This window comes from Ferrimonas sediminicola, from assembly GCF_005116715.1.
Taxonomy (GTDB): Bacteria; Pseudomonadota; Gammaproteobacteria; order Enterobacterales; family Shewanellaceae; genus Ferrimonas; species Ferrimonas sediminicola.
On sequence record NZ_SWCI01000001.1, the window covers coordinates 11,812 to 29,810 of the forward strand.

Consider the following 17,999-nt stretch of genomic DNA (forward strand, 5'->3'; position numbering starts at 1 on the left):
CATTTCCGGTAGAATAGCGCCCCTAACGGAAACGGGAGCAACGATGAGACTGAATCCTGGTCAGCAGGCGGCCGTAGAGTACGTGTCTGGCCCCTGCTTGGTACTGGCCGGCGCCGGCAGCGGCAAGACCCGGGTAATCACCAACAAGATCGCCTACCTGGTGCAGCAGTGCGGCTACCAGGCGCGCCATATTGCGGCGGTGACCTTCACCAACAAGGCATCCCGGGAGATGCGCGAGCGGGTGGCCCAGACCCTGGGCAAGAAGGAGGCCCGGGGCCTGTGGGTGTCCACCTTTCACACCCTGGGGCTGGAGATCGTCCGTCGGGAACACAAGTCTCTGGGGCTCAAGCCCAATTTCACCCTGTTCGACGACCAGGACAGCCTGGCCCTGCTCAAGGAGCTTACCGACGATGAGCTGCAGGGGGACAAGGACCAGCTCAACGGGCTGATCAGCGCCATCAGCAACTGGAAGAATGACCTGGTGCTGCCGGACAAGGCGCTGCAGCTGGCCCGTGACCCCCAGTCCATCCTGTTTGCCCAGCTCTACGGCCGCTACCGGGAGCACCTGACCGCCTACAACGCCCTGGATTTCGATGATCTGATCATGATCCCCACCCTGCTGCTGGCCAGCAGCGAGGAGGTGCGTGAGCGCTGGCAGAACCGCATCCGCTACCTGCTGGTGGACGAGTACCAGGACACCAACACCAGCCAGTACCAGCTGGTGAAGCTGCTGGTGGGCGAGCGGGCCCGCTTCACTGTGGTGGGAGACGACGACCAGTCCATCTACTCCTGGCGGGGCGCCAAGCCGCAGAACCTGGTGCTGCTGGGGCAGGACTTCCCCAGGCTGAGGCTGATCAAGCTGGAGCAGAACTACCGTTCCAGTCAGCGGATCCTCAAAGCGGCCAACATCCTGATCGCCAATAACCCCCATGTCTACGACAAGCGGTTGTTCTCCGAGCTGGGTTATGGCGATCCCTTGCGGGTGCTCAGCGCCAACAACGAGGACCACGAGGCGGAGCGGGTGGTGGCCGAGTTGATCCGTCACCGCTTCGTCAACCGCACCGGCTACAAGGAGTACGCCATCCTCTATCGGGGCAACCACCAGGCGCGGTTGTTCGAGAAGGCGCTGATGACCAACCGCATCCCCTACAAGCTGTCCGGTGGCACCTCCTTCTTCTCCCGGTCGGAGATCAAGGACATCATGGCCTACCTGCGGCTGCTGGTGAACGGCGACGACGACAACGCCTTCCTGCGCATCTGCAACGTGCCCAAGCGCGGCATGGGTCCCGCCACCCTGGAGCGGCTGGGCCGGCTGGCCAACCAGCGACAGCTGAGCCTGTTCGCCGCCGCCTTCGAGCCGGACCTGGAGCAGCACCTGCCCAGGGCCGCCGCCGAGTCGGTGATGGTGTTCACCCGCTGGGTGGTGGAGCTGGCGGACCGGGCGATGCGCGGCGATACCCTGGCGGCGCTGAAGGACCTGGTGCGGGAGATCAACTACGAGGATTTCCTCTACGACACCTCCCCCAGCCCCAAGGCGGCGGAGATGCGGATGAAGAACGTCTCCGAGCTCTACCGCTGGATCACCGACATGCTGGAGGGGGACGATCTGGAGGAGCCGATGACCCTGCCCCAGGTAGTGACCAAGCTGACCCTGAGGGACATGATGGAGCGTAACTCCGAAGAGGAGGAGGCGGACCAGGTGCAGCTGATGACCCTGCACGCCTCCAAGGGCCTGGAGTTCCACTATGTGTTCATGGTGGGGATGGAGGAGGGGCTGCTGCCCCACCAGAGCAGCCTGGATGAGAATAACGTCGAGGAGGAGCGACGCCTGGCCTATGTGGGGATCACCCGGGCGCAGAAGGAGTTGATCTTCACCCTGTGTCGCGAACGCCGTCAGTTCGGTGAGCAGATCCGATGCGAACCCAGCCGCTTCCTGGCGGAGTTGCCCCAGGATGACCTGGACTGGGACAGGGGCCACAAGCGTCAGACCGAGGCCCAGCGCCAGCAGACCGGCAAGGCCAACATCGCCGCCCTGCGGGCGATGCTGAAGAACAAACAGTGACTATCTTCGGTGTCGGGTGACAAAAACCGCCGCTTTAGCTATTTTTTGGTCGGTCGGGCGGCTTTTTTGGAAAAAACGTTGGACCTGTGTCGGTGTTCGCCGTAACATAGCCGCCGTCAAAGGAAGCGCCCATAGCTCAGCTGGATAGAGCGCACCCCTCCGGAGGGTGAGGCCGGGGGTTCGAATCCTCCTGGGCGCGCCATCTTCCCCCCGGGGGATCTGGTTTGACACAAAGACTCTGTGGTGGCTGTAGCTCAGTTGGTAGAGTCCCGGATTGTGATTCCGGTTGTCGTCGGTTCAAGCCCGATCAGCCACCCCATCATTTAGATTAAGCCCCTGATTTTCAGGGGCTTTTTCGTTTCTAGAATCTGTTTACACTCTGTCTGGTGGCGTTTATGGTGGCGTTTATGGTGGCGTTTAGGGCACCACCACTGGCACCATTCGACATTTTCGATCTAATTTTTCCTATGGTGGCACATCCTGTCTTGAAGTCGATACAGTCTATACCCCTGATGAACGCAGGCAATGGTATCGTGGGTTTAATCACGTTAGTTCGAAGAAATCGAAGGATTTGTGCTGAAATCGAAATGTTTGTGCTGAAATCGAGATAGTGTGCGCCACCAGAATCCTTGGTAACCAATTGATTTGAAAGAATATAATGGTGTCTCCGGTTGTCGTGGGTTCAAGTCCCATCAGTCACCCCATCATTTAGATTAAGCCACTGATTTTCAGGGGCTTTTTCGTTTCTAGAATCTGTTCACACTCTGTCTGGTCCCACATTGGGTCCCATTTTGGGTGGCACCAAGAATGACGCTTAAGCTATCGATATATAGATTGATGCTTTGCGTGGATTCAAGCCTCATCAGTCGTCTCACTGTTCCTGGAGGAATCGCTGTTTATCAGCGGCTTTTTCTGTTTCTGCCCCTCAGGAATGGTCCCCCGGTTGCCTCGGTTCCTGCCCCCTGACGGAACCCGTCTCCGCCCGGAGGGCGGCAGAAAAAAGCCCCGCACTCGGGCGGGGCTTACTGTCTGCAATCCAGATCGGGCTAGCCCCCGGTCAGGCTCATAAAGCGCAGGATCTGGGTGCCCTCTTCGTGACCGAACAGGTGCTTCTCCGGTTTCACCTTCATGGCGGTGATGATCGCCTGCTTGACCGCTTCGACGCTGCCGTCGTTGTCCCGCAGCACCCGCTTCAGGTCCACCGAATTTTCGTTGCCCAGGCACAGCAGCAGCTCCCCCTTTACCGTTACCCGCACCCGGTTACACTCGTGGCAGAAGTTGTGGCTGTGGGGAGAGATAAAGCCGATGCGGATATCGCTGTCTGCCATCCGGTAGTAGCGGGCGGGACCACCGGTCCGCTCCGAGGAGGGGGTCAGCGGATAGCTGGGTTCGATCAGGGCCCGAACCTCTTCTGAGGTGCACAGGGTCTGTTCGCGGCGATCGCTGTCGAACGCCCCCAGGGGCATCTCCTCGATGAAGCTGATGTCCACCCCCTTGTCCCGGGCGAAGTTCACCAGATCCAGCACCTCGTGGTCGTTCTTGCCCTTCATCACCACGGCGTTGAGCTTGATCCGCTCGAAGTCTGCGTCCAGGGCGGCGTCGATGCCGTCCAGCACCCGCTCCAGGTTGCCCTTGCGGGTTACCTGGGCAAAGCGTTCGGGATCCAGGGTGTCCAGGCTGATGTTGAGACGCTGCAGGCCGTTGCCGGACATCACGTGGGCAAACTTGGTCAGCCGCGAGCCGTTGGTGGTCATGGAGAGATCCTTCAGACCCGGCAGCTTGGCCAGCTTGCGCACCAGCACGCTGAGATCGGTCCGTACCAGGGGCTCACCGCCGGTGAGGCGAATGCGCTCCACTCCCAGTTCGGTGAACGCCTGGGCGATGACGCTCAGCTCCTCCAGGGTCAGCACGTCATCCCGTTTGAGGAAGGTGGGGTTCTCATCCATGCAGTAGACACAGCGGAAGTCACAGCGGTCGGTGACCGACAGCCGCAGGTAATCGATCTTACGGCCGAAGCCGTCCATCAGGCTCATGGGGTGCTCCCGTTACAGCAGATCGGCGAAGGGCTGAACCCAGACCGACTCGCCAGCGGCAACGTTGCCCTGGCATTCTTCAATAATAATCAGGCAGTTGCCTTGAACCATCGAGCTCAGGATGCCCGAGCCCTGGGCGCCGGTGGTGGTCACCGTCAGTTGTCCCAGGCTGTTCAGCTGCATCACCCCTCGCTGGAATTCGGTGCGGCCCGGCTTGGAGCGCATCGCCTCGGCGGCGGTGGCGCGCATCATCTGCGGCTGCCAGTCGGGTTCGCCCATCATCTTGCGCAGGGCGGGTTGAACAAACTGCATAAAGGAGACCATCACCGCCACCGGATTGCCGGGCAGGCCGAACAGCAGGGTGTCCTTGATCTTGCCGAACGCCAGGGGGCGGCCGGGGCGCATGGCGATCTTCCAGAAGTCGATGTGGCCTAGGCGTTCCATTACCGGCTTGATGAAGTCGGCGTCACCCACGGAGACGCCGCCGGAGGTGATCACCACGTCTGCCTGCTCGCTGGCGGCCTGCAGCGCCTCGGCCATCGCTTCTTCGGTGTCCTCCAGGATCCCCAGATCCACCACCTCGCAGCCCAGCTTGGCCAGCATCCCCTGGATGGTGAAGCGGTTGGAGTCGAAGATGCAGTTGGGCTTCAGCGGCTCGCCGGGCTGGCATACCTCGTCGCCGGTGGAGAACACCGCCACTTTGGGTTTGCGGTAGACCGGCAGCTCACCCAGGCCCAGGGAGGCCAGCAGCCCCAGCTCGGCGGGGCCGATGCGCTTGCCTGCGGTCAGGGCGGTGGCACCCTCGGCGATGTCCTCGCCGGCCTGGCGGATGTTCTGGCCGGTCTCGATGGCGCCCTCGAAGCGCACCTGGTCGCCCTCCTGGGTAGCCAGTTCGCGCATGATGACACTGTCCACGCCGGCGGGCAGCGGGGCGCCGGTCATGATCTTCACCGCTTCGCCAGACTGCACCTCGCCATCATAGCCGTGGCCGGCCAGCACTTCGGCGACCACGGTAAAGCTGTCGTGCTGGCCGTCATTGCGGATGGCGTAGCCATCCATGGCGGAGTTGGTGTGCTGGGGGACGTTGACCGGGGAGGCGATGTTGGCGCCCAGCACCCGGTTCTGGGCCTGCAGCAGGGGTGTGGTTTCGGTGGCGGTGACCGGCTTCACCTCGGCCAGGATGCGGGCCTGACCCTGGGCCACGGAGAGCTGTTTGCGTTCCACGTCGTCGCAGCCGCAGCTGCCCAGGGGGGCGTAGCCCACCGGCTTCCAGTCGGCGGCGAACCGCTCGATGAAGTCGGCGATGGCGTCCACGTCGTTGATGTCCAGCACCGGCAGGGCCAGATCGTCGGGCAGCCGGGTGGCGGCGTCCACGGCGATGCCGCGGATGGCCTCATCCCGGGTAAAGACGAAGGGCTTGCCCACCTCGGCCCGGTGCAGTTCCAGCTTGGGCAGGGGCAGCTTCTTGAACCCCTCCACCAGGATCATGTCCACCCGGTCCTGGTCGATCATCCCCAGCAGCTCCTTGAGGTCGGGGTCGCCGTCGGTGACCTTCTCCGCCATCAGGGCGCGGCGGATGTGGGAGGCCACCAGCATCTGCTCGGCGCCGGCTTTGCGCAGTTCAAAGGAATCCTTACCTGGGATGTCGACGTCGAAGTTGTGGTGAGCGTGCTTGATCACCGCCAGCTTTTTGCCGCGGCGGTTCAGTTCGGGGATCAGCTTCTTCAGCAGGGTGGTCTTTCCGGTGCCGCTGTAGGCGCAGATGCCCAGAACCGGCACCCGGCAATCCGCCAGAATTTGGTCGACATTCATAGTTACAAATCCTTATTCGCCAGCAGCCGCTGTTCCAGCTCGTCCCGCTGCTCGGCAGTATTGATATTGGCAAAGGCCTCGGCCTGACCGGAGAAGGTTACCTTGGTCAGGCGTTTCTGGTTGTACCAAAGCAGAATTTTGCGATCCCCGTTGGCCAGAAACTCATCGATGGAGGGGCCTAAATCCGACCTCATTAGTAGGATAACGGAGTGTTCGCGCTCATCGTCGCAGGCTACGGCGATCTGCGCATCCTCTCTCTGCAACTGATCCAGCATTTTGTGAAGCAGGTCACCGGGCAGCATGGGCACGTCGCAGGGCAGCACCAGCAGGTAGGGGGAGTCACAGTGGCGCAAGGCTGTGCGCATCCCCGCCATGGGGCCCTGGAACCCTTCCAGTTCGTCGCCAAAAACCGGATGACCCAGTTCGGCATAGGCCTGCTGGTTGCGGTTGGCGATGATTAGGGTTTGGGCGGCGTCGGGGGCAAAGCGATCCAGGACGTGGCTGATCATCGGCTTGCCTGCCACGGTCACCAGGCCCTTGTCTTCGCCTTCCATACGGCGGGCCCGGCCCCCGGCCAGTACGGCCAGGGTGATGTTGTTATTGGTAGCTGGCACGGGCGTGCTCCTCGCTGACGGTATGAAAAAGGTGGCCATTATGGATCTGCCAGACGTCGCTGCACAGCTTGGTCACCTCGGTAGTTTGGTGGCTGGTGACCAGGATGCCACAGCCACGCTGCTGCAGCTGGCGCACCATGGCGGCCACCACCTCGATGGAGTGCTGGTCCAGGTTGGCGGTGGGTTCGTCCAGCATCAGGATCGCCGGGCGCACCACCCAGGCGCGGGCCAGGGCCAGGCGCTGCCGTTCGCCGCCGGAGAGCACCTGGGCGGGACGATCCACCAGGTGAGTCAGTTCGGCGGCGGCCAGCGCCTCGTCGATTCGAGCCTCCTTGTCGCTGCGGTTCATCGGCAGCAGGCTGAGGCTGTAGGCCAGGTTCTGACGGACAGTGCCGTCGAACAGGTAGGGGGTCTGGTGCAGGTAGATGATCTGGCCGGCACCCACCTTGAGCCGCCACCAGGGGCCGGGTGCGCCATCGACCCGGCGCTCACCGCCATCCGGCTTGCGCAGTCCCGCCAGGGTTTTCAGCAGGGTGGTCTTGCCGGCGCCGTTGGCACCCCGCAGCCAGACGCTTTGTCCGGCTTCGATGCTGATCTCCTCCGCTTGCAGCAGGGTGCGCCCTTCGACGGCAATCAGGGGATCGATGAGAGAGACCTTAACCACGGTGACGATGCTCCTGTTTGCCGCGCAGTGCGCTCAGAGAGAAGTTCAGCAACAGTGCCAGCAACACCAAGACCATCCCCAGGGCGGCAGCCTGGGCAAACTCGCCCTTGCTGGTCTCCAGGGCAATGGCGGTGGGCATGTTGCGGGTCAGGTTCTGGATATTGCCCCCCACCAGCATGGAACTGCCCACCTCGGTGATGATGCGGCTGAAGGCGGCGATGATGGCCACCATCAAAGGCACCCTCAGTTCGTGGCACAGGGTCAGGAAGGCGCGCAGCTTGGACGCCCCCAGGGTGCGGGCGGTTTCCCAGGCCCGCCAGTCGCCGCCGGCGAAGGCGGCGTAGCTGGTGGAGACCAGCACCGGGGTGGCCAGCAGGATCTGACCCATCACCATGGCGTTCTGGGTGAACAGCCAGCGCAGATCCCCCATGGGCCCCTGGCGAAACAGCAGCAGATAGACCATCAGGCCGACCACCACCGTGGGGATCGCCTGCAGCGTCTGAAACAGGGCGATCAGGGTGTGGCGTCCGGGAAAGCGGCCCTGAGCAAGCACGAAACCCGCCGAGATGGCGGGTATCAGACAGAGGCCCAGGGCTTTGGCCGACACGGTGAAGGAGACCAGGATGATGCTCCACACCTTGTAGTCAAAGCTGAGCAGCAGGCCCACGGCCTGCTGCAGGGTATCCAGAGTACTACTCATTCACTCTACTTTTTATAGGTCGCTTTAAACAGCGGCTGTCCCTTGATGCGGAAGTCGTCGATCATCTTCTGGCCCTTGTCACTGGTCAGCCAGTCGGAAAAGGCCTTGGCGCCGTCATGATTCAGGTCCGGGTACTTCTTGTCATTGATCAGAATCACCTGATAGGGGTTTTGCAGGGTGGCATCGCCCTCAAACAGCACCTTCAGCTTCAGCTTGTGCATGAAGGCCAGGTAGGTGCCGCGATCGGCCAGCAGGTAGCCCTGCATCTCATCGGCGGTCAGCAGGGCGGGGCCCATGCCCTGACCGATGGCGCGGTAGCCGGCATATTCGTTGGAAACGCCGGCGGTTTTCCACAGGTTCAGCTCCTTCATGTGGGTGCCGGACTCATCGCCGCGGGACACGAAGATGGCGTTGGTGTCGTGGATCCGCTTCATGGCGTCGGCGATGCCCTTGGCGTGCTTCAGATCCGCCGGATCACTGTCCGGCCCCAGGATGATGAAGTCGTTGGCCATGATCTGGCGGGGCATACGGCCAAAGCCGTCGTTGACGAACTTGGCTTCGGCACCTGGGGCGTGGGTCATCACCACGTCCACGTCGCCGTTACGGCCGTGACGCAGGGCCTTGCCGGTACCGGTGGCGATCACCTGGACGTGGTAGCCGCTGTCCTGTTCGAAGGTGGGCAGCAGGTAGGCCAGCAGGCCCGAGTTGTCGGTGCTGGTGGTGGTGGCCAGTTTTACATCCTTGGCCGCAAAGGCGCTAAAACTCAGGGTCAGGGCCAACAGGCCGGTGACGATGCGCTTCATCTGTTTCTCCATTGTCTATTTGGGTGTGACCGGTAGTGCTTAATGAACAGCAATTTGGATGCCAACTTGAAATCCTTGGAAAGTTTGACCTGTCTCACAGGATTTTGCTGGTCAACTAGGTCAAAATGACACACCCTTTTAGGTGGCGCGGCCAAATTGGCCTAGCCTGGGACAAATTGGCTCCATATCAATCGGACAATGCTGCGCCATGAACAATGATGATGTGCTACAAACCCCTGCGCTGTCGGTTCTGATCGTCGATGACGAACCCGGAATGCGTTCTTTCCTGAAAAAAGCCCTCTCCAAGCGCTTTGCCCTGGTGGAGACGGCCGGCAGCGTGGAGGACGCCGAGCGGTTGCGCAGTCGTTGCCACTTCGACCTGCTGGTGGTGGACATCCGTCTTCCCGGCCGGGACGGCATCGAGTGGAACGAGGCGCTGGATCCGGGTAGTCGCCGCTCCGACATCATCTTCATGACCGGTTACGCCGATATGGAGACCGCCATCCGCGCCCTGCGGGCCGGGGCCGCCGACTTCATCATGAAGCCCTTTCATCTGGAGCAGATGATGCAGGCGGTGGACCGCTGCCTGGAACGCCGGCTGCTGCGCCGGGAAAACCTGCTGCTGAAGCGGGAGGTGAAGCAGAGCCAGGTAGGGGACAACACCCTGATCGGCATCAGCGACGCCATGACCCGGGTGAAGGAGGTGATCGACCGGGTGGCGCCCACCAACTCGGTGGTTCTGATCGAGGGGGAGTCCGGCACCGGTAAGGAGCTGGTGGCCCGCATGCTGCACAAGAGGTCCGGCCGCAGCGGCCCCTTCGTGCCGGTGAACTGCGGCGCCATCGCCCCGGAACTGCTGGAGAGCGAGCTGTTTGGTCATGTGGCCGGGGCCTTTACCGGCGCCCGCAGTGCCCGGGAGGGACTGTTCAGCTTTGCCAGCGGTGGCACCATCTTCCTGGATGAGATCGGCGAGATGCCGCTGCAGATGCAGACCGCCCTGCTCAGGGTGCTGGAGCAGCGCGCCATCCGGCCGGTGGGCTCCGAGAAGGAGACCCCGGTCGATGTGCGCGTGATCGCCGCCACCAACCGGGAACTGATGGATGAGGTGAAGGAGGGGCGCTTCCGCCGCGACCTCTATTACCGCCTCAACGTCCTCAATGTGCGCATCCCGCCGCTGCGGGAGCGCCAGGATGACATCGTCGAGCTGGTGCACCATTTTACCCGGCAACTGGCATCCGAGCTGGGCCTGAAGGAGGTGAGCTGGAGCCACGAGGATCTGGAACTGATGACCCGCCATGACTGGCCGGGCAACATCCGAGAGCTGCGCAACCTGGTGGAGCGCTGCCTGCTGCTGGGCAAGCCACCGGTGGAGTACTGGCGTCAGCAGGTGACCCCGGAGATCAGCAGTGCCGAAGCGGGGCAGCCGGGCTACCCCGACGAGATGCCCCTGAAAGAGGTGGAGCGGATGCACGTGATGCAGGTGGTGGACAGCCAGCAGGGCAACAAGTCCGCCGCCGCCCGGGTTCTGGGGGTGTCCCGCAAGACCCTGGACCGCAAGTTTAAAGAGTGGGGTCTGCAGGAGTGATCTTCTCCCATTGGCGCAAACGCTTCGAAGGCGATGTGCGCCTGCTGACCAGCACGGTACGCTACCGGTTGCTGGTGCTGATGCTGCTGCCGGTGCTGCTGACCCTGGCCAGCCTGGTGTTCATCACCATCTACTGGAACGTCTCCTACACCGGCAGTCAGCTGTTTATGAAGGTGCGGGCCGACCTGGGGGTGGCCCAGGGGGTGATCCTCGAACAGCTCCATGACCAGGAGCAGGTGATCTCCCAGGTGCAGAGCGCCTGGCAGCTGAAGAGCCTTCTCTCCGCCCAGGATTCCCACAACGTCGCCATCAACCGGCTGCTGGAGAAGAGCAGGGAGGATCTCGGCCTGGATTTCCTGCGGATGCTGACCCTTGAGCAGGTGATGAGGGAGCCCAGGCTGGCCAAGCTGATGCCGGTCGAGGGGGAGCGGGCCCGCTCCGGCATCCAGGTGCTGGGCAAGCCGGAGTTGGCGGACCTGGGGCCGGTCCTGGCCAGGCGGGCGGAGATGCCCATCCTGTCTACCCCGATGTCGGCCACCACCACCGGCGGTATGGAGAGCCGCGGCATGGTGATGCGCAGCCTGCTCAAGGTGAAGGCCACCAGCGGCGAGGTGGTGGGCTACCTGGATGGCGGGGTGCTGCTCAACCGCAACCAGACCCTGGTGGATAGCATCCGCGATCTGCTCTATGCCCCTGGCACCCTGCCCCAGGGTGCCCTGGGCACGGTCACCCTGTTCCTAGACAGCGTCCGCATCAGCACCAACGTACCCGGCAGCCGTGAAGGCGAACAGCGGGCCATCGGCTCCCTGGTGTCGGACCAGGTGCGGATGAAGGTGCTGGACAAGGGCCAGGTGTGGATCGACCGCGCTTTCGTCTACGACGACTGGTACATCTCCGCCTACGCCCCCCTCTATGATGTGGATGGCAAGCGCATCGGCATGCTCTACACCGGCTTCACCGAGGCGCCCTTCATCCATAACTACCTGCTCAACATCCTGGAGCTGGGCTCCATCCTGATGGTGGTGCTCTCCCTGTCCGGGCTGGCGGTGTACAAGGGGGCCACCGGCTTGCTGCAACCCCTGGAACGAATCCACGCGGTGGTGCGCGCCATGCAGGAGGGCAAGGAGCGGCGCATCGGCAACCTGGGGCTGGACCCGGACAACGAGCTGTCCCAGCTGGGACGGCAGTTTGACCGCATGCTGGATCTGTTGCAGCAGCGCAACCGGGAGATCAAGGCGGCGGCGGAGCAACTGGAGTTCAAGGTGGAGGAGCGTACCCGCAGCCTGAAGATGCGCACTCGTGAGTTGAAGGAGAACCTCAAGCTGCTGGAGGAGACCCGGGCCCAGATGGTGACCAACGAGAAGCTGGTGGCCCTGGGAGAGCTCACCGCCGGCATTGCCCATGAGATCAACAACCCCACCGCGGTGATCCTGGGCAACATGGAGCTGATGAAGTTCGAGCTGGGTGACCGGGCCGAAGCGGTGGAGGAGGAGATCGAGCTGGTGCTGCAACAGGTGCAGCGGATCAAGGCGATCATCCAGTCCCTGCTGCAGTATGCCCGCCCGGGCGATTTCGATGCGCCTCTGGAGCGTCAGCCCATCAACCCCATCGTCGAAGAGATGCGGGTGCTGGTGCGCCACTCCATCGAGAAGCGGGCCATCGACGTGGCCCTGGATCCCCAGGCCAGTGCCGAGGTGGTGGTCAACCGTCAACAGTTGCTTCAGGTGCTGATCAACCTGGTGATCAACGCCAGCCATGCCATGGAGGAGCGCGGCCAGATCCGGGTCAGTACCCGGGACTGGCTGGATGACCAGGGTCAGGTCAAGGGGGTGAAGATGGCGGTGTCCGACGATGGCTGTGGCATCGATCCCGAGCTGTTGCCAAGGATCTTCGACCCCTTCTTTACCACCCGCAAGACCGGCACCGGCCTGGGGCTGGCCCTCTCCTACGGTATCATCCGCCGCTTTGGAGGCCAGATCGAGGTGGACTCCACCCCGGGCGTGGGCACCACCTTCACCATCAGCCTGCCCAAGGAGGCGCCGTCGGAGGAGGCGGAGACCCAGTCCATCAGTCTTCGGGGCCTGCACGGCTGACAGCAACAATGGAAAGGGCGCCATCTGGCGCCCTTTCCGTCTCTGTCTGCTCGGATCAGCTTGGACTCCAGATGATCCGGCCGCAGCCGGACAGGTCATAGCCCCCCAGCCGCTGGGCGAAGGCCAGGGTATCTGGGGTCTGCATCAGCTCGAACAACTGCTGAAGCAGGTAGCGGAAGTAGACCCCCTGGGGCATCACCAGGTCGAAGGACTCCTTGCCCAGGGGCACAAACGCCAGGCCGAACTCGCCGGCGATCCCCTGACAGCCCATGCCGAACTCCGCCTCTCCCCGGGCGATCATCCCTGCCAGCTCCCGCTCACTGTAGGCGGTGTTGACCACATTGATGTCGGTGCTGGTGCGGTGCATCTTGGCCAGCCAGTTGTCGAAGTGGTGGCGGGCGCCGGCGCCCTCCTGACGGGCGATCCAGCGGTAGCGCAGGGCCAGGGTCTCGGTCAGGTCATGGCACAGGTGCTGATGGTCGCTGCGCATCATCAGGCCGTAGTCACGGCTGCAGGCGTGCACCATCACCCACTGCTTGAACTGCGGGTGGCGTTTGAGCAGGGCGGTGTGGCGAAGATCCCGCTCCGCCTCGTCCCCCCAGTGCATGGCGCAGACGTCGGCGTGGCCCCGGGCCAGCTGGTTCAGGCCCAGTTTGGAGCCGGTGGAGCAGTAGTTCACCAGCCCGGCGGATTCGATGCGGCGCCCCAGGCGGTTGATCACCCACTGCAGCAGCGGGTCGTCGCTGCCAGTGATGATCAGCCGGTCGGAGAGCATGCCGAAGTGGCAGGATTCCATTACCCATCGGTCGATCATTGGTTTGGGGAACAGCCATTTGCCTGTCACCTTGGTGCCGGGTAGCTGCTGCTCATTGGCCATGGCGTACACCTTCTTCTCGTTCAGGTCGAGATACTCGGCAACCTCCTTGGCATTCATAAACAGGTTTTCACGTTCCGTCGTCATGCAGGGACCTCATCGAATTCAATGGTTTCGGCACCGTTGTACACCAGGAAGTGACGCCCTTTGGCCCGGGAGACCAGGGTGATGCCCAATTTCTGTGCCAGCTCCAAGCCCATCTCGGTGATGCCGGAACGGGAGACCAGTACCGGAATGCCCATCTTGGCCACCTTGATCACCATCTCTGAGGTGAGACGGCCGGTGGTGTAGAAGATCAGGTCATCGCCTTGCTGGCGGCCGAGGAACAGCTCCCCGGCCAGGGTGTCCACCGCGTTGTGTCGGCCGATATCCTCGACGAAGGAGAGGATCTGCGACTGGCGGCAGACGCCGCAACCGTGGACGGCGCCGGCGTTCTTATAGGTTTCGTTGTACTCACCCAGGTTCTTCAGCAGCGCGTAGATGGTGGACTGCTTCAGACTGGGCGTTGCCAGTCGGATCTCGTCCAGCCCCGCCATAAAGCTGCCAAACACCGAGCCCTGGCCGCAGCCTGAGGTCACGGTCTTCTCACTGAGCTTCTCCTGCAGTCCGTCGATGGACTCGCTGGTGATCACCGCCGCCGAGTTGACGGACCAGTCGACGATCACCGACTCCACCCTGTCCACGTCGCTGATGAAGCCCTGGTTCTTGAGGTAGCCCAGGGCCAGCTTCTCGGGGCGGGCGCCCAGGGTCATCAGGGTGACCACCGGCTGCCAGTTGAGGTAGAGGGTCAGGGGCCGCTCGCAGGCGATCTGCTTCTCCAGGCGCTGGCCGGTGGCATCGATGGCGGCCACCGTCTTGGTCAGCGGAGCATCGGTGTCGGTTCGGCTGAAATGGGGCATAGAGGTTCTTCTGTTCAAGGGTAATGACAAACGCTGGTGAGTTATTTGCAAAAAACGTTCCACTATTCGTGGGTCTTCAGGGCCGATCCCTGTGAGGAGGATCACCCCGATCCGACCAACTTGACCCAACGGCCTGACCCGGCTGGGACAAAATGTCCTTGTTGCCGGTGTGGTTGTGATCCTGCTCACGTCCTGGGCCCCTTTTTGCGTTGGAACGGTTTTTGCAGCCCTGTTGCCATACCCAAGTACGGAACAGCCACTACAGGGCGAGGAACCGATGCAACGAACCGAAAACATCTGGCCGCTTCAGGTCACGCTGAAATCCGAACAGGTCACCATGGGGCGCTGGAGTGAAACCCGCTGGTCGGTCGACCAACTGCTTCCCGGAGATGCCGAGCCCGTCGACGGGGCGACCCTGGTGGGGCTGGAGTTGCACCTGGATGAGCGGGCCAACTACCGACTCAACCTGGATCTGGACAACCCGCTGCTGTTTGTGGTGTGCGACGAAGATGAATCCGGTACGCCGGTTCCCATGCTGGTGACCGCCAATCAGAACATCGCCGCCGGTTGCCTGGAGAGTGATCAGCCGGTGTTTACCTATCCACTGCCCAAGGCGGTCGGCTGCTGGATCGAAGCCTTTATCACCCGTCATGGTGAGCAGCAGATCTGTGCCCATCGCCGCAAGCACATCGACGTGCGCGGCGAGATGAAGCAGCGTAAGGAGCAGCGTCATGACCGACCCTAAGCCCGGCCTGCTTTCCCGCTGGCAGCAGCGGCTGACCAAGGTCAAGCAGGAGCAGGAGGAGGAGCGCCTGGCCGAAGAGCAGGCCAGGGCTGAGCAGCTTGAGGCGGAACAGGCCCGGGAGGCCGAGTCCACCCCGGAGGAAGCCGTCACCGGGAACGACGCCGAGGTGGCCGCCGAAGGTGAGCAGGCGCTGCCCGACCCCGACACCATCGAGGAGGGGGGCAGCTTCGCCGCTTTTCTCAAGGAGGGGGTGGATCCCACCAAGAAGCGTAGTGCCCTCAAGGCGCTGTGGAGCCAGCCTCAGTACAACATCACCGATGGCATGGCGGAGTACGCCCTGGATTACAGCAATCAGCCCAAACTCAGCGTCCAGGTGGCCAAAGAGGTGGCCACCAAGGTGTTCCGTCACCTGGACAAGGCACTGGAGGAGGAGCGCCGCCGTGAGGCCCTGGCGAAGGCGGAGCAGCAATCCGGCGAGATCGCTCACAGCCAGCCAGAATTACCCGATGTGTCGGCTCCTGACGGACAAATTGACCCAGTGGCAGACCAGGATGACCCGCCACAGCAGAGTTGATGGGGCCTGAGGTCAGCCTCTAGAGGGAGTTGTTGGTACAGCCTTTGCTGATCAACTGAAAAAAGAATTCATAGCCACGACCGGCCAGACACAGAGACAGGGCGGCGATGGCAAAACAGAAACAGGAACGCACAGTGAGCAATACCCAATACGCCGAACAGGCGCTGGCTCAGGTCCAGATGCTGGAAAACCTGATCCCGCAGACGGTCACCTATACTACCGCCGGTCATCTGCTGATCCTGGGGCCGGAGGACGCCATTCGCCTGGCCGCCGCCGACCTGGATGGCATGGCCAGCATCACCCTGGTGGCCACCGATCCCATCACCAGCCAGGATGAACACCACCTGGCGCGGGTGATGGAGGCGGTGGAACGCACCGAGGATCTTCCCAGCTACTACAGCAAGCAGGTTCGCCTGAAGGGCTTCCTGGGGCAGTATCAGGCCTTCATCAAGGAGAGTGACAAGGAGCTGGAGTTGGCGCCGGCCGCCGTTCGCCGCCCTCACTTCGACCTGGTGTTGGATCTGGGCCACAGTCCCAGTCTGAGCCTGGAGCTGCTGCCACCGGGTTACTTCCACATCGGTGAGGACGACAACAAACTGGCGGCGGCGCTGGCGCAACTGCCCGAGCTGGTCGGCGAGTTTTCCAAGCCCCGCTACGTCAAGATCAACGCGGACATCTGCGCCCACCACGGCAGCGGCATCGACGGTTGCACCCGCTGCCTCAACTTCTGTCCCGCCGACGCCATTGCCAGTGTCGATCACAAGATCGTGGTGGACCACAACCTGTGCCATGGTGCGGGCAGCTGTGCCAACGCCTGCCCCACCGGCGCCATCAGCTACGACCAACCGGCGCCGGCCACCCTGCAGGACTTCCTGAAGCGGTTGATCACCCGCTACATCGAACTGGCGGACAGCCGTCCTGTGGTGCTGCTGCACGATGCCAGCGCCGGCGAACAGGCGCTGAAGCAGCTGCAGGCGCTGCCGGGTGAGGTGCTGCCGGTGGCCCTGGAGGAGATTGCCGTCGCCGCTACCGACAGCTGGTTTTCCGCCCTGGCCTGGGGCGCCCGTCAGGTGGTGGTGCTCACCACCCAGGTGACGCCGCCCACCCTGATGGCGCTGATGAACCGGGAGCAGGCCCTGGCGGCCCAGCTGCTGGAGGCGATCGGCTTGCCGGGACGCATCGAACTGATGAGCGTGGAGCAGTTGCCGCAGCTGGCCAGCAAGGTGGCTGACTCGGCCTGCTGGCCCGAACTGGCCATCGCCGCCTACCCCGCCAGCCTGCCGAAGCGTGATGCCTTCTACAACGGCCTGGACCACCTCAACGGCTGTGCCGAGGACAACAAGGCCACCCTGGCCCTTCCCCATCTGCCCTATGGCCAGGTGGAGGTGGACCCCGACAAGTGCACCCTGTGCCAGAGCTGCTCCGCCCTGTGCCCACCGCGGGCCTTGACCGACGGCGGCGACATGCCGGCGCTCAACTTCACCGAACAGTCCTGTGTTCAGTGCGGCCTGTGTGAGAAGGCTTGCCCGGAGAAGGCGATCACCCTCGTCAGCCAGGTGACCCTGGACCGCGAGCGGCGTCAGCAGACCCGGGTGTTGCACGAGGAGCCGCCGTTCGAGTGCATCCGTTGTGGCAAGGCCTTTGCCACTGCCGCGGTGATCAACAAGATCACCGCTCAGATGCAGAACCACAGCGCCTTCGCCGGCGATGCCATCAAGCGTATTCAGATGTGTGAGGACTGCAGGGTCAAAGACATGTTTGAAGACATCATGAACGATCCAGAGAAACAACTGCGCGTCTAATCAGAGGTAATCATGACAGAACAACAGCAGAATCGAGTGGTGCCTGAGTTGCAGCAGTTCCGAGCCGACATCTACCAGTTGCTGGCGGCGCTGCTTCGGGACGCGCCGTCCCAGGAGTTGATGGATTTCCTGGGACAGCTGCAGGTGAGCAACGACGAAGATGGCGAGATGGTTCGTGCCTGGAGCGGCCTCAAACTGGCGGCCCAGACCTATGGCGTCGACAGTGTCACCCAGGAGTACACCGACTTGTTTATCGGCCTGGGTCACGGCGAGGTGATCCCCTACGCCAGCTGGTACATGACCGGCACCCTGATGGACACCCAGCTGGTGCAGCTGCGTCAGGACCTGGCCCGCCTGGGGTTTGCCCGGGAGGAGCAGGTGAAGGAGCCGGAAGATCACATCGCCGCCATCTGTGAAGTGATGGCGGTGCTGCTATTGGAGAGCCCGCAGCATGTGCAGCTGAGCTTCTGGAACAAGCATCTGCAGCCCTGGGCCGATCGCCTCTGGCGTGATCTGGCCGTTGCCAAGGGGGCCGCCTTCTATGCGGCGGTGGCCCATCTGGCGCAGCAGTTTTTTGCCCAGGAGGCCGACGAGTTTGCCGCCCTGACCCTGGACACGCCAATCCAGGAGGGCAGCGTTTAAACGGTGGCGGTGGCTGGTCTACACTTCTAGCCACTCCCAGAAGTCCGGAGTACCCGGCGGTGGGGCAGCCTGATGTCGCCCCACCTTAATCCATTAA

At 62.7% G+C, this 17,999-nt stretch carries 15 protein-coding genes and 2 tRNA genes; 9 read left to right on the forward strand and 8 right to left on the reverse strand.

Annotated features, from left to right (window positions below; translation table 11 throughout):
- Nucleotides 1–43 precede the first annotated feature (43 nt).
- From rep to FCL40_RS00070, 3 genes are all read left to right on the forward strand, one after another.
- Entirely contained in the window at nucleotides 44–2,062 is a 2,019-nt protein-coding gene (gene rep / locus FCL40_RS00060) for a DNA helicase Rep (RefSeq protein WP_136850122.1), read from the forward strand.
- A gap of 125 nt (nucleotides 2,063–2,187) precedes the next feature.
- A tRNA-Arg gene (locus tag FCL40_RS00065) sits at nucleotides 2,188–2,264 on the forward strand.
- A gap of 41 nt (nucleotides 2,265–2,305) precedes the next feature.
- A tRNA-His gene (locus FCL40_RS00070) sits at nucleotides 2,306–2,381 on the forward strand.
- Nucleotides 2,382–3,108: 727 nt separating this feature from the next.
- Here the strand turns inward: FCL40_RS00070 and moaA are convergent.
- The 6 genes from moaA to FCL40_RS00100 are packed head-to-tail and all read right to left on the reverse strand — an operon-like array spanning nucleotide 3,109 to nucleotide 8,688.
- Nucleotides 3,109–4,095 carry a GTP 3',8-cyclase MoaA gene (gene moaA, locus FCL40_RS00075; RefSeq protein ID WP_136850124.1) on the reverse strand — a complete coding sequence of 329 codons (987 nt, stop codon included), beginning with the start codon at nucleotides 4,093–4,095 and terminating at the stop codon, nucleotides 3,109–3,111.
- A gap of 12 nt (nucleotides 4,096–4,107) precedes the next feature.
- The gene (locus FCL40_RS00080; protein WP_136850126.1) at nucleotides 4,108–5,907 is read right to left on the reverse strand and encodes a bifunctional molybdopterin-guanine dinucleotide biosynthesis adaptor protein MobB/molybdopterin molybdotransferase MoeA; all 1,800 of its coding nucleotides are present in this window, start codon (nucleotides 5,905–5,907) and stop codon (nucleotides 4,108–4,110) included.
- A gap of 2 nt (nucleotides 5,908–5,909) precedes the next feature.
- The gene (gene mobA, locus FCL40_RS00085; RefSeq protein ID WP_229360240.1) at nucleotides 5,910–6,521 is read right to left on the reverse strand and encodes a molybdenum cofactor guanylyltransferase MobA; all 612 of its coding nucleotides are present in this window, start codon (nucleotides 6,519–6,521) and stop codon (nucleotides 5,910–5,912) included.
- Entirely contained in the window at nucleotides 6,505–7,185 is a 681-nt protein-coding gene (locus FCL40_RS00090; protein ID WP_169306951.1) for an ABC transporter ATP-binding protein, read from the reverse strand. Before FCL40_RS00090 ends, mobA begins: the two co-directional genes overlap by 17 nt.
- Complete coding sequence (locus tag FCL40_RS00095; RefSeq protein WP_136850132.1) at nucleotides 7,178–7,885, reverse strand: ABC transporter permease; 708 nt, start codon at nucleotides 7,883–7,885, stop codon at nucleotides 7,178–7,180. Before FCL40_RS00095 ends, FCL40_RS00090 begins: the two co-directional genes overlap by 8 nt.
- A 5-nt stretch (nucleotides 7,886–7,890) precedes the next feature.
- On the reverse strand, nucleotides 7,891–8,688 hold the full coding sequence (locus FCL40_RS00100; protein WP_136850134.1) for a substrate-binding domain-containing protein: 798 nt from the start codon (nucleotides 8,686–8,688) through the stop codon (nucleotides 7,891–7,893).
- A 208-nt stretch (nucleotides 8,689–8,896) separates the two neighbouring features.
- Between FCL40_RS00100 and FCL40_RS00105 the strand changes: the two genes are divergently transcribed.
- A complete protein-coding gene (locus tag FCL40_RS00105; protein WP_136850136.1) occupies nucleotides 8,897–10,273 on the forward strand; it encodes a sigma-54-dependent transcriptional regulator in 1,377 nt (458 codons plus the stop codon).
- An 80-nt stretch (nucleotides 10,274–10,353) separates the two neighbouring features.
- On the forward strand, nucleotides 10,354–12,366 hold the full coding sequence (locus FCL40_RS00110) for a sensor histidine kinase (protein ID WP_136851331.1): 2,013 nt from the start codon (nucleotides 10,354–10,356) through the stop codon (nucleotides 12,364–12,366).
- A gap of 55 nt (nucleotides 12,367–12,421) precedes the next feature.
- On the opposite strand, the gene FCL40_RS00115 is transcribed toward FCL40_RS00110, so the two are convergent.
- Both FCL40_RS00115 and FCL40_RS00120 read right to left on the reverse strand, forming a co-directional pair.
- Entirely contained in the window at nucleotides 12,422–13,327 is a 906-nt protein-coding gene (locus FCL40_RS00115) for a helix-turn-helix transcriptional regulator (protein WP_136850138.1), read from the reverse strand.
- Nucleotides 13,324–14,139: a formate dehydrogenase accessory sulfurtransferase FdhD gene (locus FCL40_RS00120; protein WP_136850140.1), complete on the reverse strand. Its 816-nt coding sequence runs from the start codon at nucleotides 14,137–14,139 to the stop codon at nucleotides 13,324–13,326. Before FCL40_RS00120 ends, FCL40_RS00115 begins: the two co-directional genes overlap by 4 nt.
- Before the next feature lie 277 nt (nucleotides 14,140–14,416).
- Here FCL40_RS00120 and FCL40_RS00125 point away from each other — a divergent pair, with 277 nt between their 5' ends.
- The 4 genes from FCL40_RS00125 (at nucleotide 14,417) to FCL40_RS00140 (ending at nucleotide 17,902) form a co-directional block, all read left to right on the forward strand.
- The gene (locus tag FCL40_RS00125; RefSeq protein WP_136850142.1) at nucleotides 14,417–14,884 is read left to right on the forward strand and encodes a DUF3305 domain-containing protein; all 468 of its coding nucleotides are present in this window, start codon (nucleotides 14,417–14,419) and stop codon (nucleotides 14,882–14,884) included.
- Entirely contained in the window at nucleotides 14,871–15,458 is a 588-nt protein-coding gene (locus FCL40_RS00130) for a DUF3306 domain-containing protein (RefSeq protein ID WP_136850144.1), read from the forward strand. The genes FCL40_RS00125 and FCL40_RS00130 overlap by 14 nt, the downstream gene beginning before the upstream one ends.
- 107 nt (nucleotides 15,459–15,565) lie before the next feature.
- Nucleotides 15,566–17,260 carry a 4Fe-4S binding protein gene (locus FCL40_RS00135; RefSeq protein WP_136850146.1) on the forward strand — a complete coding sequence of 565 codons (1,695 nt, stop codon included), beginning with the start codon at nucleotides 15,566–15,568 and terminating at the stop codon, nucleotides 17,258–17,260.
- Nucleotides 17,261–17,272: 12 nt separating this feature from the next.
- Entirely contained in the window at nucleotides 17,273–17,902 is a 630-nt protein-coding gene (locus FCL40_RS00140) for a TorD/DmsD family molecular chaperone (RefSeq protein ID WP_136850148.1), read from the forward strand.
- Nucleotides 17,903–17,999 lie beyond the last annotated feature (97 nt).

Excerpts from the sequence above, each read along its gene's own strand:
- FCL40_RS00135 (WP_136850146.1), top strand. The coding sequence starts at position 15,566 with ATGGCAAAACAGAAACAGGAACGCACAGTGAGCAATACCCAATACGCC.
- FCL40_RS00125 (WP_136850142.1), top strand. The coding sequence starts at position 14,417 with ATGCAACGAACCGAAAACATCTGGCCGCTTCAGGTCACGCTGAAATCC.
- FCL40_RS00130 (WP_136850144.1), top strand. The coding sequence starts at position 14,871 with ATGACCGACCCTAAGCCCGGCCTGCTTTCCCGCTGGCAGCAGCGGCTG.
- FCL40_RS00080 (WP_136850126.1), bottom strand. The coding sequence starts at position 5,907 with ATGAATGTCGACCAAATTCTGGCGGATTGCCGGGTGCCGGTTCTGGGC.
- moaA (WP_136850124.1), bottom strand. The coding sequence starts at position 4,095 with ATGAGCCTGATGGACGGCTTCGGCCGTAAGATCGATTACCTGCGGCTG.
- FCL40_RS00095 (WP_136850132.1), bottom strand. The coding sequence starts at position 7,885 with ATGAGTAGTACTCTGGATACCCTGCAGCAGGCCGTGGGCCTGCTGCTC.
- FCL40_RS00105 (WP_136850136.1), top strand. The coding sequence starts at position 8,897 with ATGAACAATGATGATGTGCTACAAACCCCTGCGCTGTCGGTTCTGATC.
- FCL40_RS00140 (WP_136850148.1), top strand. The coding sequence starts at position 17,273 with ATGACAGAACAACAGCAGAATCGAGTGGTGCCTGAGTTGCAGCAGTTC.
- FCL40_RS00100 (WP_136850134.1), bottom strand. The coding sequence starts at position 8,688 with ATGAAGCGCATCGTCACCGGCCTGTTGGCCCTGACCCTGAGTTTTAGC.
- FCL40_RS00110 (WP_136851331.1), top strand. The coding sequence starts at position 10,354 with ATGCTGCTGCCGGTGCTGCTGACCCTGGCCAGCCTGGTGTTCATCACC.
- FCL40_RS00120 (WP_136850140.1), bottom strand. The coding sequence starts at position 14,139 with ATGCCCCATTTCAGCCGAACCGACACCGATGCTCCGCTGACCAAGACG.
- rep (WP_136850122.1), top strand. The coding sequence starts at position 44 with ATGAGACTGAATCCTGGTCAGCAGGCGGCCGTAGAGTACGTGTCTGGC.
- FCL40_RS00115 (WP_136850138.1), bottom strand. The coding sequence starts at position 13,327 with ATGACGACGGAACGTGAAAACCTGTTTATGAATGCCAAGGAGGTTGCC.